This window comes from Dolichospermum heterosporum TAC447, assembly GCF_024584745.1.
Lineage (GTDB): Bacteria > Cyanobacteriota > Cyanobacteriia > Cyanobacteriales > Nostocaceae > Dolichospermum > Dolichospermum heterosporum.
Genome location: NZ_CP099464.1, coordinates 247411 through 263319 on the forward strand (window position 1 = coordinate 247411; position 15909 = coordinate 263319).

General features: G+C 38.1%; 15 protein-coding genes. 5 read left to right on the forward strand and 10 right to left on the reverse strand.

Annotated elements, in window-relative coordinates; all coding sequences use genetic code 11:
• The 5 genes from NG743_RS01115 to NG743_RS01135 all read right to left on the reverse strand — a co-directional run bounded on the left by NG743_RS01115 (window position 1) and on the right by NG743_RS01135 (window position 5506).
• A complete protein-coding gene (locus NG743_RS01115) occupies window positions 1-765 on the reverse strand; it encodes a Uma2 family endonuclease (RefSeq protein WP_027400895.1) in 765 nt (254 codons plus the stop codon).
• 238 nt (window positions 766-1003) lie between these two features.
• Window positions 1004-1705 (reverse strand): Uma2 family endonuclease, encoded by a 702-nt coding sequence (locus tag NG743_RS01120; RefSeq protein WP_027400894.1) that lies wholly within the window; start codon window positions 1703-1705, stop codon window positions 1004-1006.
• Window positions 1706-1814: 109 nt separating this feature from the next.
• Entirely contained in the window at window positions 1815-3785 is a 1971-nt protein-coding gene (locus NG743_RS01125; RefSeq protein ID WP_257121307.1) for a hypothetical protein, read from the reverse strand.
• 79 nt (window positions 3786-3864) lie between these two features.
• Window positions 3865-3993 (reverse strand): hypothetical protein, encoded by a 129-nt coding sequence (locus NG743_RS01130; protein ID WP_257121308.1) that lies wholly within the window; start codon window positions 3991-3993, stop codon window positions 3865-3867.
• A 76-nt stretch (window positions 3994-4069) separates the two neighbouring features.
• Complete coding sequence (locus NG743_RS01135; protein ID WP_257121309.1) at window positions 4070-5506, reverse strand: TldD/PmbA family protein; 1437 nt, start codon at window positions 5504-5506, stop codon at window positions 4070-4072.
• Window positions 5507-5604: 98 nt separating this feature from the next.
• Between NG743_RS01135 and mnmE the strand changes: the two genes are divergently transcribed.
• A complete protein-coding gene (gene mnmE / locus NG743_RS01140; protein ID WP_257121310.1) occupies window positions 5605-6999 on the forward strand; it encodes a tRNA uridine-5-carboxymethylaminomethyl(34) synthesis GTPase MnmE in 1395 nt (464 codons plus the stop codon).
• Between the two features lie 134 nt (window positions 7000-7133).
• Here mnmE and NG743_RS01145 read toward each other — a convergent pair whose 3' ends face one another.
• From NG743_RS01145 to NG743_RS01160, 4 genes are all read right to left on the reverse strand, one after another.
• On the reverse strand, window positions 7134-7430 hold the full coding sequence (locus NG743_RS01145; protein ID WP_027400891.1) for a DUF2288 domain-containing protein: 297 nt from the start codon (window positions 7428-7430) through the stop codon (window positions 7134-7136).
• A gap of 259 nt (window positions 7431-7689) precedes the next feature.
• Window positions 7690-8328, reverse strand: coding sequence for a lysophospholipid acyltransferase family protein (locus NG743_RS01150; protein ID WP_193964725.1), 639 nt, complete (start codon window positions 8326-8328; stop codon window positions 7690-7692).
• Between the two features lie 272 nt (window positions 8329-8600).
• On the reverse strand, window positions 8601-9521 hold the full coding sequence (locus tag NG743_RS01155) for a phosphate ABC transporter substrate-binding protein (RefSeq protein WP_027400888.1): 921 nt from the start codon (window positions 9519-9521) through the stop codon (window positions 8601-8603).
• 10 nt (window positions 9522-9531) lie between these two features.
• Entirely contained in the window at window positions 9532-10245 is a 714-nt protein-coding gene (locus NG743_RS01160) for a PspA/IM30 family protein (RefSeq protein ID WP_027400887.1), read from the reverse strand.
• A gap of 615 nt (window positions 10246-10860) precedes the next feature.
• Between NG743_RS01160 and NG743_RS01165 the strand changes: the two genes are divergently transcribed.
• From NG743_RS01165 to NG743_RS01175, 3 genes are all read left to right on the forward strand, one after another.
• Entirely contained in the window at window positions 10861-11364 is a 504-nt protein-coding gene (locus tag NG743_RS01165; RefSeq protein ID WP_193964105.1) for a hypothetical protein, read from the forward strand.
• 110 nt (window positions 11365-11474) lie between these two features.
• The gene (locus tag NG743_RS01170; RefSeq protein ID WP_027400885.1) at window positions 11475-11867 is read left to right on the forward strand and encodes a C6orf136 family protein; all 393 of its coding nucleotides are present in this window, start codon (window positions 11475-11477) and stop codon (window positions 11865-11867) included.
• 42 nt (window positions 11868-11909) lie between these two features.
• Window positions 11910-13085 carry a TRC40/GET3/ArsA family transport-energizing ATPase gene (locus tag NG743_RS01175; RefSeq protein ID WP_027400884.1) on the forward strand — a complete coding sequence of 392 codons (1176 nt, stop codon included), beginning with the start codon at window positions 11910-11912 and terminating at the stop codon, window positions 13083-13085.
• Between the two features lie 254 nt (window positions 13086-13339).
• On the opposite strand, the gene NG743_RS01180 is transcribed toward NG743_RS01175, so the two are convergent.
• Entirely contained in the window at window positions 13340-13807 is a 468-nt protein-coding gene (locus tag NG743_RS01180; protein ID WP_027400883.1) for a hypothetical protein, read from the reverse strand.
• Between the two features lie 212 nt (window positions 13808-14019).
• Between NG743_RS01180 and NG743_RS01185 the strand changes: the two genes are divergently transcribed.
• Window positions 14020-15864, forward strand: a complete 1845-nt coding sequence (locus NG743_RS01185; protein ID WP_257121312.1) for a S8 family peptidase — start codon at window positions 14020-14022, stop codon at window positions 15862-15864.
• The last annotated feature ends 45 nt before the right edge of the window (window positions 15865-15909 follow it).

The following is a 15909-nucleotide window of genomic DNA, read 5'->3' on the forward strand; positions in this document are numbered from 1 at the left end:
TTAAATTGTATCTGGATCAATATTTAATTCTCGCAATTTTGCGGCTAAACGTTCTGCTCTTCTAGCTTCCCATTCGGCTCTTTGGGTTTCTATTTTTGCTCTTTGGGCTTCTATTTCGGCTCTTTGCATTTGTATTGCTGTTTTTTTAGTCTCCTCTTCTGCGGTTTCTTCCGGTGTAGGAACTAACTCTCCTGCTGGGGTAAAATACCTTAACAGTCCTTGGTTAATTCCTAAGTATAAACCTAACTGTTGACTCCATAAATGTCCTTTTTCATTGGGTTCTAAAGGTTGATATTTATTATCTACTAAATGAAAACCCGCAAATTCTAATGTATAAGGGTCAAACCAAAGGTAATCCGGTGTGCGGAAAGTATTTTGATAAAGTTCTTTTTTGTATTCTCTATCAGTATTGGCTGTACTGGGTGAAAGAATTTCTAAGATGAAATTAGGATATTTACCATCTTCTTCCCACACTACCCAACTTTTCCGAGTTTTGCGTTCAGTTTCCAAGACGACGAAAAAATCAGGACCCCGGAAATATTCTGATTTTTTCTGATTAGGACTATAGTAAATACTCAAATTTCCCGCAGCATAGAAATCATATCTATCTTTCCACAACCATTCCAAACATTTGAAAAGTAAAATTATTTGTCGTAGATGTAGTTCTGTTTCCACGGGAGGTTCATCACTATATAAATCACTAGGAGGAAATATTACATCTGGGGAGATGTTTTCTTTGCATTCTAATTCTTGAGTAATCATCATGATATGATACCAAGTAGTTATTTATTGATTATAGCATTACGTAGGTTGGGTTGAGAAAACCCAACATTATATTATTCTTTTCTTGGGTGGCGCTGTTGCTTAACCCAACCTACATGACTAAAGGGTGTTTTGTTTGTTTAATCTGTTGTATAAATTCGGTAGTATTCTGCTTAAATTATGAATCTAGACTTTTAAAACAACCTCCCAGGTTAAGCAACAGAGTAAATTAGCAACTGGATTAAATTGTATCAGGATCTATATTTAATTCCCGCAGTTTTGCTGCTAAACGTTCTGATTTTCTCGCTTCTTTTTCTGCTCTTTTAGTTTCCTGTTCTGCGGTTTCTTCAGGTGTGGGAACTAGCTCTCCTGCTGGGGTAAAATACCGTAATAGTCCTTGATAAATTCCTAAATATAAACCTAGCTGACGACTCCACAAATGTCCTTGCTGATTTTGTTCTAAAGGTTGATATTCTCCGTCTACTAAATGAAAACCTGCAAATTCTAGCGTATAAGGGTCGAACCAAAAATAATCCGGTGTGCGGAAAGTATTTTGATAAAGTTCTTTTTTATATTCTCTATCTGTATTTGCTGTAGTTGGTGAGAGAATTTCTAAAATGAAATTAGGATATTTACCATCTTCTTCCCAAACTACCCAACTTTTACGGGTTTTGCGTTCTGTTCCCAAGACGACAAAGAAATCAGGACCTCGGAAATATTCAGATTTTTTCTGATTAGGACTATAGTAAATGGTGAGATTTCCCGCAGCATAGAAATCATTTCTATCTTTCCATAACCATTCTAGACATTTGAAAAGTAGAATTATTTGTCTTAGATGTAGTTCTGTTTCCACGGTTGGTTCATCACTATATAAATCACTTGGGGGAAATATTACATCTTGGGAGATGTTTTGTTTGCATTCTAATTCTTGAGTGATCATCATGATATGATACCAAGTAGTTATTTATTGATTATAGCATTACGTAGGTTGGGTTGAGAAAACCCAACATTATATGATTCTTTTGTTGGGTTGCGCTGTTGCTTACCCCAACCTACATGACTGGTTGGATGATAATTTGATATTTCTCATGCAAGGGAATGTATATTTTTAGCAAGGTTAATTTAATTTGGTTATGTTTGTCAATATATTTTGTCTGAATCAGGATGTCCAGGATTAAAGGATTTACAGGATTTTTGTATGGATTTGGATTTTGATGAGTTGAATGATTAAATATTTTTGTCTGAATCAGGATGTCCAGGATTAAAGGATTTACAGGATTTTTGTATGGATTTGGATTTTGATTAGTTGAATGATTAAATAATTTTGTCTGAATCAGGATGTCCAGGATTAAAGGATTTACAGGATTTTTGTATGGATTTGGATTTTGATTAGTTGAATAATTAAATAATTTTGTCTGAATCAGGATGTCCAGGATTAAAGGATTTACAGGATTTTTGTTTAGATTTGGATTTTGATGAGTTGAATAATTAAATAATTTTGTCTGAATCAGGATGTCCAGGATTAAAGGATTTACAGGATTTTTGTATGGATTTGGATTTTGATTAGTTGAATAATTAAATAATTTTGTCTGAATCAGGATGTCCAGGATTAAAGGATTTACAGGATTTTTGTTTAGATTTGGATTTTGATGAGTTGAATAATTAAATAATTTTATCTGAATCAGGATGTCCAGGATTAAAGGATTTACAGGATTTTTGTTTAGATTTGGATTTTGATGAGTTGAATAATTAAATAATTTTGTCTGAATCAGGATGTCCAGGATTAAAGGATTTACAGGATTTTTGTTTAGATTTGGATTTTGATGAGTTGAATAATTAAATAATTTTATCTGAATCAGGATGTCCAGGATTAAAGGATTTACAGGATTTTTGTATGGATTTGGATTTTGATTAGTTGAATAATTAAATAATTTTATCTGAATCAGGATGTCCAGGATTAAAGGATTTACAGGATTTTTGTATGGATTTGGATTTTGATTAGTTGAATAATTAAATAATTTTATCTGAATCAGGATGTCCAGGATTAAAGGATTTACAGGATTTTTGTATGGATTTGGATTTTGATGAGTTGAATAATTAAATAATTTTATCTGAATCAGGATGTCCAGGATTAAAGGATTTACAGGATTTTTGTTTAGATTTGGATTTTGATGAGTTGAATAATTAAATAATTTTATCTGAATCAGGATGTCCAGGATTAAAGGATTTACAGGATTTTTGTTTAGATTTGGATTTTGATGAGTTGAATAATTAAATAATTTTATCTGAATCAGGATGTCCAGGATTAAAGGATTTACAGGATTTTTGTTTAGATTTGGATTTTGATGAGTTGAATAATTAAATAATTTTATCTGAATCAGGATGTCCAGGATTAAAGAATTTACAGGATTTTTGTTTAGATTTGGATTTTGATTAGTTGAATAATTAAATAATTTTGTCTGAATCAGGATGTCCAGGATTAAAGGATTTACAGGATTTTTGTATGGATTTGGATTTTGATTAGTTGAATAATTAAATAATTTTGTCTGAATCAGGATGTCCAGGATTAAAGAATTTACAGGATTTTTGTTTAGATTTGGATTTTGATTAGTTGAATAATTAAATAATTTTATCTGAATCAGGATGTCCAGGATTAAAGGATTTACAGGATTTTTGTATGGATTTGGATTTTGATTAGTTGAATAATTAAATAATTTTGTCTGAATCAGGATGTCCAGGATTAAAGGATTTACAGGATTTTTGTTTAGATTTGGATTTTGATTAGTTGAATAATTAAATAATTTTGTCTGAATCAGGATGTCCAGGATTAAAGGATTTACAGGATTTTTGTTTAGATTTGGATTTTGATGAGTCGAATAATTAAATAATTTTGTCTGAATCAGGATGTCCAGGATTAAAGGATTTACAGGATTTTTGTTTAGATTTGGATTTTGATTAGTTGAATAATTAAATAATTGTGTGTTTCTCAAAGATAGTTCATTCAGAAAGCAATTGAATTCCATATATCCTGGGATACGCCACGCTATCAGGCTTTGTTATCATCATTGACAGAATTGGTAGATTAATAGAATTTGGTGATCATTAAAAATATTTAATCTCTTCATCCTGTAAATCCTTAAATCCTGGGTATCCTGATTCAGACAATAAATATTTAATCTCTTCATTCTGTAAATCCTTAAATCCTGGATATCCTGATTCAGACATCTTCATTATATCTTTTTGTTGGGTTGCGCTGTCGCTTAACCCAACCTACTTTAACTCACCACAACCTAAATCAGAAAATTCATTAACCACCACCAAAAACTTCGACGTTTGCAAATGCACAAACGGGTGAACCATGTCCTACAGAAATGGCTTGATTTGGTTCTCCTTTACCACAGAAAGGTGTGCCGTAAATTTGCCAATTAGTGTTATTTCCAACTTGAATTAAACTATGCCAAAATTCTGGTGTGGTGGCACGATAGTTAGGATTACGCAGGGTTTTGGTAAGTTTGCCGTTTTCAATTAATTTGGCATATTCACAACCAAATTGAAATTTATAACGTTGATCATCTATTGACCAAGAACGGTTAGATTCCATGTAAATTCCATGTTCTATTCCTGAGATGATTTCTTCAAAGCTGGCGTTTCCTGGTTCTAAATTCAAGTTAGCCATTCTGTCTATGGGGGGACGATTCCAAGAACAAGCTCGCGCACAAGCAACACCGGGTAAATCTGCTCTAGCTTGACTTTCTAAACTGCCTAAACCCCGGTGCAAAATGCCTTTTTTAATTACATATTCTTTGCTGGCTACTGCACCAGTATCATCAAAACCATAACTGGCAAATTCACCTGTTACTGTAGGATCAAAGGTGATATTCATCAGGGGTGAACCATATTCTAATTTACCAAAATCATCTTTGGTAACAAAGCTACCACCAGCATAGTTGCGTTCATCTCCTAAAATGCGGTCAATTTCTAAAGGATGTCCGATACTTTCATGAATTTGTAGCATCATTTGGTCTGGTGCTAAAACTAGGTTAGTCTGGGTATTTGGACATTCTTCTGCTGTTAATAATTCTAATGTTTGTTCACCAACTTTTTGAACTTGATGCCATAAGTTATCGTGTTTAAACAGTTCCCAACCTCCTTGATAAGAGTTGGCGTGAGCGCCGTTGTTGCTACGTTGTTGGACGATTGCACCGTCTTGAGCGATCGCCCCAAAATGATGACTAAGAGATAAAATATTTTGATATACTTCTGAACCATTGCTACTGACAAACCAAGTTTCTTTTTGATCTGTGCCGACTGTAGCTGTGGTTTGCACGATTTTATCGCTAATTTTGAGTTGCTGACAAATCTGAATGAGTAAATCGTTGATTTCTCCGGGAGTAATAGCGTTAAATGGTTCTAAACATGGTGAGTTATATTCACCAATGACTTGAGGACGGGTATTTTCACTAATTGGATATATCCACCATTTACTAGCTGCAATTGCTTGTTTATAGGCGATTTCCGCAGCATTTTGTAAACTGGAGATATGTAAGGAGTTGGTAGCGGCATAACCTAAACAACCATTAACGATGACTTCGATCATTGCTCCCATATTCAATGATTTACCGTTGCTTTGGGGTAAACCATCACGGACAGAATGATCTGTAGAAGTTGTTTTTACGGCTCTGATTCCTACCCAATCTGCGGGGATATTTAAATGATCAATTGCTTTTTTTAGTTCAATCAACATAATTTTTAATTTTTGATGCCACTTTGCGATACTATGGGATTGTAGTGGTTTAATATTACACTTTATCGCCTGTTTTTGAATTTGTAGAAAAACTGTTCATGTCGGAATTATTAGCTAACACTGGAACTATTGCGGCGATCGCTACTGCTGTTGTTCCTCAACAGGGTAGTGTGGGTATTGTCCGGGTTTCCGGTGATCTGGCAATGGCGATCGCTCACAGTCTATTTTACGCCCCAGGGCGACAAGTGTGGTCAAGTCATCAGATTCTTTATGGTTATATTCGTCAACCCCAAACTAAGCAAATTATTGATGAGGCTTTATTATTAATAATGAAAGCCCCCCGTTCTTTTACCCGTGAAGATGTGGTAGAATTCCATTGTCATGGGGGAATTATGGCGGTACAACAAGTATTACAACTATGTTTGGAAAATGGCGCAAGATTAGCTCAACCGGGAGAATTTACATTAAGAGCGTTTTTAAATGGTAGATTAGACTTAACCCAAGCGGAAAGTATCGCCGATTTAGTGGGAGCAAAATCACCTCAAGCTGCTCAAACGGCTCTAGCTGGATTACAAGGTAAATTAGCCCAACCTATCCGCAAATTACGGGCTAATTGTTTAGATATTTTGGCAGAAATCGAAGCCAGAATTGATTTTGAGGAGGATTTACCACCTTTAGATCAGCAGAGAATTATTGCAGATATTAAGCAAGTGACAGCGGAAATTAGCAAATTATTAGCCACAAAAGACAAAGGTGAATTACTGCGAACTGGTTTAAAAGTGGCGATAGTTGGGCGACCAAACGTGGGAAAATCGAGTTTATTAAATGCTTGGAGTCAGAGCGATCGCGCCATTGTCACCGACTTACCAGGAACAACCCGCGATGTGATAGAATCACAGTTAGTTGTGGGCGGAATTCCTGTCCAAGTGTTAGATACAGCGGGGATTCGGGAAACAGCAGATCAAGTTGAAAAAATCGGTGTAGAGCGATCGCATCGTGCCGCTAATGACGCTGATTTGGTATTATTTACCATAGATGCAGCCGCAGGTTGGACACCCGCAGATCAAGAAATTTATGAACAAGTAAAACACCGTCCGGTAATTTTAGTCATTAATAAAATTGACCTAATTTCAACAGCAGAACAAGAAACTTTACAATCCAAAATCCAAAATCCAAAATCCAAAATCGTCACAGCCGCAGCCATAAATCAAGGAATTGATAATTTAGAAACAGCGATTTTAGAAACAGTTCAACAAGGAAAAGTTCAAGCCGCTGATCTAGATTTAGCAATTAATCAACGACAAGCAGCAGCTTTAACAAAAGCAAAGATTGACTTAGCACAAGTGCAAATGACAATCACCGATAAATTACCCTTAGATTTTTGGACAATTGATTTAAGAGGAGCAATTCAAGCATTAGGAGAAATCACCGGAGAAGAAGTCACAGAATCAGTTTTAGATCGGATTTTCAGTAGATTCTGTATTGGTAAATAAAATAAGTTATTCCATTTCCTAGTCTAATGAGGTACAAAATTATCTGCGTTCATCTGCGTTCATCTGCGTTTAATTCTGACTTCTTGTACCTCACTTGCATGAGAATTGCTGTAAACTCTCAAAATGACAGCATTTTAGGCAGCAATGATTTCTTTGATGATGACATAAGGTTCAACAATCAGAGCATTAAATCGCTTCTCCCGGTTGAGATTCCATTCTCCCACCTGATCTATTGTCGGTTTGGCTAATAATTGTTCATCTATCCAATGTTGCACTGAAAGAATATTATCACCAGCGATCGCTTCTCCCACATCTAATAAATCCAAATTCTCCGCTACCAAAATCACCGCATCTTTTTGGACATGGGGAATTAACCACTCCCATTCGGCTTCATCAAGATTTTGCTGTAATTTTTCCCGTAACTCCGACATAATTCCCCACTTTTTTAGTTATTATTTTGATTTTACAATATAAAATTATTCATAACCTTTGAATTATAGAGAAACTAATAATTGTCAGAATCAGGATTTACAAGATTAAAGGATTTACATGATTGTTATTTGATGGTTTATAGATGAGATTCATCTTACTTCATCCTCATCATAAATAACTAACTAACCGATAATTAAACAATCACATCCTGCAAATCCTCAAATCCTGGACATCCTGATTCAGACAAGCTAATAAATTTTACCTGCCCAAATCGTGCATTTCATTAATTGCCTTCGCACACATTTGAGTAACTCTTTCCAACTCTTCCTTATTAGTAGAACTGGGAGCATCAATTAATTGACCAATTCTAATAGTCAAAGGTACAGAACGGGGTAGAGAAGAACCCGGTTGTAAAATCTGCTCACTTCCCCATAAACTTACTGGTAAAAAAGGAGCTTTAGCCTTAGCTGCGAGGAGGGCTGCACCTCTTTTCGGTTCATGGATGCGACCATCATTCGTGCGCGTACCTTCTAAAAACACACCTACAGCCCAACCATTTTCTAAATACTCTAAAGCAGAACGAATCGCATTGCGGTCAGCACTGCCCCGACTGACAGGGTAAGCACCGTATAATTTAATTGCTTGTGCTAAAACAGGAACTTTAAATAATTCTTCCTTAGCCATGTACGCGACGGGACGACGGACACAACTAGAAACTATGGGAGGGTCAAAATAACTAGCATGATTACTAACGACTATGACAGCACCAGATTGGGGGACATTTTCCGCACCATAAATCTTGCCCCGAAAGTATGCGTGTAATACGGGACTAACCACCGACCACTTAAAGGCGTGATACAGTGCCAAACTAATTAAGGGTTCACGAATTCTAGTCACAGAAGATAGTATAAATAAAATAGAATACAAAAGTCAATCAATTTTGGATTTACGATTTTGGATTTTGGATTTACTCCACCCTCAAGTATGGAGCTTGGGGATTTTAGATTAGCGATTTTGGGATTAATTCCGCCCTGAAGGGGCGAGGCTTGTACCGAAAATTCCCAATCCAAAATCTAAAATCCAAAATCTAAAATTTTTCGGTCAGAATTCAGGAGTCAGAACTTATTTTAACCTCTAACTCCCCAATCTAACTGCTTATTTTTCCTACATTAGTTGCCTAATGTTAAAGCCTGTTGTCCTTGAGGTGAAGTAGCATAACCTAGAAATGCTTGCACTCCGGCACTAGCAGGGTCTTTATAGACATAATACAGCGATCGCTTATAGGGATAACTAGCCGCTTCTGGAGTCAAGCCTTCAATAGCCACGACGCGCGCGGTTTGCTGATTAGCAACCTGGGTAAAAGTCGCATAGCCGATACCATCTGTTTTCAAAGCTTGAACTAAGGGAGTGGTCGCATCTTGGGGTAAAGTCGTAATGTTGGGTGTAGTCCCAAAATTAGCTCCTTTTAAGACTAATTCTTTAAAAGTTTGATGTGTGCCACTAATTGCTGGACGATTAATGACGCGGATAGTCGCAGATGGACCACCCACTGCTGACCAATTATTAATTTTTCCCTGAAATATATCTGCAATTTGACTACTGGTTAATCCTCTATTAAAGGGATTTGCCTTACCGACTATCAGAGCGATCGCATCTTGTGTTATGGTGAAAGACTTCAATCCCTGACCTTGCTCCTGTGCTGTCAAAGGTCTAGAAGCCGCCGCAATATCCACTTTACCAGCCAATAGATCCTGAATTCCCTTATCAGTCCCATTCCCCACAGCCTCTACCTTCGTACCAGGAAACTGTTTCTCAAACCCCTTCCTGAGATTTTGGTTAATTGTCACCATACTCGTAGAACCGTCTATCTTTACAGTCGTACCACTGGCTACTGTCGTTGGTAACGGGAAAGCCGCAGAAGTGGGAGTAGTGGGAGTAGTTGTCTCACCAGTAGGGAAATTACTTTCTGACTGCGTAGTTATCGAAGGTGGGGCAGGATTACGCATAAAAAACCACCAGTAACCACCACCCAAAAGCCCTAAAAATAGCAAAATAAACACAATAGGAGGTGGACCGCTTCTCTGACTCATAAATTCCTAATTATTCTGGTAATTGTTTAGATGGGGAATCTTGTAATCTTTGCAAACGACGAGCAACCTCGTCATCTAATGTCATATTTTCAATCTCAGCCTGGAGTTTTTCGGTAGGATTTTCCGATAATTCCGCCAAAGCCTCCGTCTGTAAATTTCGACGTTCCACAGCACCCCTAGCCTTTTCAAAATCACTTTTAGCCGAGCCAATATCAAACTCATTATTGACCCTAGCAATCATCGCCAGAGCTTCATTCACCTCTGACATATCCTTCATATTTTGCATATCCGCTTTGTAGCTTTCTAACTTCATGCGCTCACGGTTCAGCTTATCCTTAGAAGCCTTGACCGCCGTTTCCGCCTGTTTCACCATTTCCGCTAGTTTAGGCAAGATTTGCTCCGTTTGAATCGCCTTACTCATAGCCATTCGCGCACCTTCTTCATTACCACCTTTTTGAGCAACCATAGCTTGCTGCTCTAAGGTATTAAATTCTTTAATTTTTGCCTCATATTTATTTTTAGCAGTTTTATAAGCCCCCTCCTGAGCCGCAACCGCTACAGCCAACTTCTGAACAGCTTCCTGCATTGACTGAAGGGATTCTTCAGCAACAGCTACAGCCACCTTACCACCGGACTCCACAGGGATTCCCCATAACCAGTTCCAAGTCCCAACTATGGTTCGCCCTGCCCTTTCACCCATTATCCAGTAGACAGCTTTTTTCATAACCCAAAGTTATTTTAGTGAGAGTGGTTATGGTAATATTTTTACTCTAATATGAGCATACATAGCAATTGTCTGTCAGTTTCTTCAAGTATATTTACAGCAAATTGTCATCAAACCCGGAACAAGAACCCTACCCCCAACCCCCTCCCCGCAAGCGATGAGGGGGCTAAGATGTACATTATAAGTAGTGAGACAAAATTAATTACACAATGTTATTGCGTTAGCGCAGCGTGGCGTTAGCCATATGGAACGAAGTGAAATCAAGCAATCGCCAGGGTTGTGATTGCTTCCCTTCGCTCGCAATGACTGTAAATATTTTTGTCCAATTACTTATGATTGGAAATCGCTGTAGGAATCCTCAATGATTTCTGAGCAATATTAAGTAGCTTAGGGTAGTCAATATCTACCAAAATCTGTCTAAAATAGGCAAAAACCAAATATAGACATCCGGTTTGATGATTAAAAATATCCGTAGGGTGTGTTAGCGACAGCACAATGCACTAAATTCTTAATCAGGGAAAGATGATCAAAAGTCTCTAACCTGTGAATAAATAACAAACAGCAACAAGAGAAAAAATGCACAAAACATACTCGATTAGTCTTTAAGGAATCCTGATGATGACACTTACACAAATTCAAAACCAAATCAAAAATCAAGCCGCTAAAATTGCCGAACAGCAACAAGAATTATTAGATGCTCAAAAAGAATTATCTTTACTTTTAGAGAAGAAAAAAATTATGGAAGAACTCGCAAATGAAAAACTGAAAGAAGCAGCACAGCTATTAAAAGAAGCCCAAACTGATTTAGAATGTACAACTGAGGAGATTCTAGAAATTACTAAATCAAAAATGATTAGCCCTGAATTAAAAGATCAACTTGATTTAGAACAAAATGGCAAAAATAGTTTAATTGTGGGAACCTTAGGATCTTTAGAATCCGTCGAAATTGATCTAGGTAAATCCGAACTTAGCCTACAAGAAGGTAAACAAGAATTAGTCAATGCCTTAACTGAAAAGATAGATGAGTTTGAATTTGCTTTATCCTGTTTACCTGTAGAAGAAAGGGATTGTGCTAGAGTTAAGCTACAAACTGTACTTGGTAATTTTGTAAGTCAGTGATGAAGAAGAATTCATTCTATTCTTTCTCCTAACTCCTTCTTTCTTTCTCCTGACTCGGTAACTCCTGACTCCTTCTTTCTTTCTCCTGACTCGGTGACTCCTGCTTAATTATGAATATTATTGAAACCCTCAAAGCCGATTATGCTAGATTTCCTGAAAATCAAACTTACAGCATTTATGCCGACAATGTTTATTTTCAAGATGCTGTTTTCAAGTTTCGGGGAATTGAACTTTATAAATGGATGATTAAATTCATTCAAACTTTTTTCTTCAATCTCAAACTAGATTTACATCACATCCAATCTCAGGGAGAAATTATTAAAACTGAATGGACAATGAGTTGGAATTCGCCATTACCCTGGAAACCCTATATTTCTGTTTCTGGCTGGAGTGAATTACGTCTGAATGCCGAGGGTTTAATTGTTTCCCATATTGATTATTGGCACTGTTCTCGCTTAGATGTAATTAAGCAACATTTCATTTATGGGAAAAAACCAGCATAATGTAAATAAATGTAAATAAAATCCAGGCATAAGGAATAATTGATGCGAGTAATTTTAATGACAGGGAAAGGTGGCGTAGGTAAAACCTCCGTTGCCGCAGCCACTGGACTCCGTTGTGCGGAACTCGGCTATCGGACATTAGTTTTAAGTACAGACCCCGCCCATTCCCTTGCAGATAGCTTTGACGTAGAATTAGGACATGATGCCCGTCTCGTTCGTCCTAACTTGTGGGGGGCAGAATTAGATGCCCTGCAAGAATTAGAAGGTAATTGGGGGGCTGTGAAACGCTACATTACCCAAGTTTTACAAGCCAGAGGTTTGGACGGCATACAAGCGCAAGAGTTAGCAATCTTACCGGGTATGGACGAAATTTTCGGACTGGTGAGAATGAAACGTCATTATGATGACGGAGAATATGATGTTTTAATTATTGACTCTGCCCCTACTGGTACAGCATTACGGCTGTTAAGCTTGCCTGAAGTTGGCGGTTGGTATATGCGTCGTTTCTACAAACCGTTTCAAAATATTTCCGTTGCGCTTAGACCACTGGTAGAACCTTTTTTCAAACCTATTGCTGGTTTTTCTTTACCAGATAAGGAGGTAATGGACGCACCCTATGAGTTTTATGAACAGATTGAAGCTTTGGAAAAGGTCTTAACTGACAATACTCAAACTTCTGTGCGTCTAGTCACCAATCCTGAAAAGATGGTAATTAAAGAATCTCTTCGCGCTCATGCCTATTTGAGTTTGTATAATGTAGCGACAGATTTAGTCATTGCTAACCGGATTATTCCTCAAGAAGTTACAGATCCATTTTTCCAACGCTGGAAGGAAAATCAAGAACAATACCGCCAAGAAATTCATAATAATTTCTTACCTTTGCCAGTGAAAGAAGTACCTCTATACTCTGAAGAATTGTGTGGTTTGGCAGCTTTGGAAAGATTGAAAGAAACTCTCTACAAAGATGAAGATCCAACTCAAGTTTATTATAAAGAAACTACTCTCAGAGTTGTCCAAGAGAATAACCAATACAGCTTAGAACTCTATTTACCGAATATTCCCAAAAGCCAAGTGCAATTAAGTAAAACTGGAGATGAGTTAAATATTACTATTGGCAATCATCGCCGTAATTTAGTATTACCTCAAGCTTTAGCTGCACTGCAACCAGCGGGAGCAAAAATGGAAGATGATTATCTGAAAATTCGCTTCGCTGAATAAAAACCTGGGTGGGGAAACCAGGAAAATAGGGCGGGGAAACCCCGCCCCTACAGGCGGTTGCGTTGTTAGGGGGTACAAAATCGGCGTTGCTGATTAATGGTATGAATTTTAGTCTCACGCAAAGGCGCAATCACGCTTCGTGATCTCGAAGAGTAGACGCAAAGGTAAGAGTTTTAAAGGTTCAATTTGGGAATTTCATACCTCAATTCAGCAACGCCCAAAATCTCTGTTGAAACCTATACACAAAGACAGTTTTACTCCTGACTCCTGACTCCTGACTCCTGACTCCTGTTGTAAGTTGTTTCTATCTGTAAATTCTTCAATGTCCTTTGCAAAAATTTACCCCATTCTGCTGCTAGGGGAACTTCTGTAAACGGAACACGAATTGATTTAGGAGTAGTTAATAAAAAGTCTAATTCGATTTTGCGACCTTTTTGGGGAGGATTTTCTATATCTACTACATGATCATTGACTAAAAAGCGGATTTCTTGAACGTCCAATAAGGAAAAAGTTTCTAATTCAATGGGTCCTTTTGTGGTTGGTTTTCCCCAAGTGATATCATTACCTTTTTGAGCTAATACTGCATAAATATCATACTTTGCCCGTTCAAATTGTTCTGCCCAAATTTGATAAGCTTGAAGTTTCTTAAATTCCTGTGAACCTTGCCAAGCTAACCAGAAAAATGCAACTAACAAAGGCAACCAAAAAAGACCACGTTCCATAATAATTCTTAATGCCTCTGTGAGAGGAGCGTCGTTAATTTCATGAGAAAACAGGTAAGAAGATAGAATTTTTTCTAAAATCCACCAAATACTATTTTACAATATAGCAATTTAACTATTTTGTAGACAAATAACCATCTTGATAATTATTCTCTATTCCCTGTTACCTACTATATGAGTTATGGTAGTGAGCAAACTGACAAGAAGCGGTGATGAAAAAACTTATATTATTGTGCTTGTTTGTGATTGGACTGACTGCGGCTGTATTTGGGTTTCTGAATTTTCAGGGACTAGCAGCGAAAGGTGAGTTCGAGACAATTTTGCTAGATTTTCGGGAAGATGTGGCAGAAAGTTTGATTGAGAAGGACTTACAAGCGATCGCCAGGCAATATCATGTTACCCCCCAATTGGATAATAAATATTCAGCGGTAGATCATGTATATGTTATCAAAGGCGATCGCCAACGACTCACAGATTTACGAAAATCTCCCTTTGCTAAAGTTACAGAATTTATCGAGCCAAATTACATTTATAAAATTGTCCCCCAAGGAAAAGCCACTTGGTTAGGAGAACTGTTAACGCCCCAAAAGGAAGAACCAAATTCTTCCTTAGTTGGTCCTAATGACCAGTATTACAGCAAACAGTGGAACTTACACAAAATCGGTATAGAAGCGGCTTGGACACGGAGTAAAGGTGGTGGTATCACCGTTGCCGTCATTGATACAGGCATTACCAAAGTCCGCGACTTATATGAAACTAAATTTGTCAAAGGCTACGATTTTGTTAACGATACAGAAGCAGCCAAAGACGATAACGGACATGGAACTCACGTCGCCGGCACAGTCGCCCAAGCCACCAATAACGCCTATGGTGTCGCTGGAGTGGCTTATGAAGCCAGTCTGATGCCCTTAAAAGTCTTAAATGCCGACGGTTCAGGAACAGTAGCCGACATTGCCGAAGCCATCAAATTTGCGGCTGATAACGGCGCAGACATCATTAACATGAGCTTAGGTGGTGGTGGTGCCAGCCAACTCATGGAAGATGCGGTTAAATACGCCCACAACAAAGGTGTAACCATTATCGCCGCCGCCGGCAATGAAGACACCAACGGCGTGAGTTATCCCGCCCGTTATGATCATGTTATCGGTGTTTCCGCCTTTGGACCCGACGGTGAAAGAGCATCCTATTCTAACTATGGTGCAGGTGTAGATATTTCTGCCCCTGGGGGGAGTGAAACCGGGACAATTCTCCAAGAAACTATCAATGAACAAGGTGAAGGCGTATTTCTCGGACTCCAAGGCACAAGTATGGCTTCTCCCCACGTTGCGGGGGTAGCAGCACTAATCAAAGCCTTGGGAATCAAAGAACCCGACGAAATTTTGCAAGTTCTCCAACAGTCAGCCAGAGTCATTCCAGACGACGGTTTGAACTATTATGGGGCTGGACAACTCAACGCCGAAGCCGCAGTTAAATTAGCCAGTGACGGCATAATTAGTGTTCCCGACTTTTTCCGGTGGTTGCGAGAACAAGGCTATCTAAATCCTGGCTTTTGGATAGATGGCGGAGCGATCGCATTAGTCCCTAAAATATTCATGGTGGTAGGTTCTTATCTCCTGGCTTGGTTTTTACGAACCTACTTCCCCTTCGCCTGGAGTTGGTCTCTATCTGGCGGCTTAATTTTCGGCAGTTCTGGTTTATTCTTCCTCAAAGGATTTTATATCTTTGATCTTCCCCAATGGCCTTTCCGAATTTTAGGTAGTTCCATTCCCGAATTAGGCAACACCTTACAGGGAACAGACGCACTAAATCCGCTTTTTGCCAGCGTCTTAATTCCCTTTGTGTTAATAGCCTTATTTTTAGGACATCCCACTGGGAAATGGTTTGCCATTGGTGTAACTTTAGGAATAACAGCTTTCCTAGCAGTTAGTGCCATTTATGATCCTGCCGTTTGGGGTTTAGGAAATAGTAACCTCGCCCGAATCTTCCTCCTCGTCAATGCTTTACTTTGCTACGGACTAGCCCGGTTAGCATTAAAAAAAGACCAACAAATAGCTTAATTAGATAATTGGTAATCATAGCCCCCTCCTCGCTTGCGGGGAGGG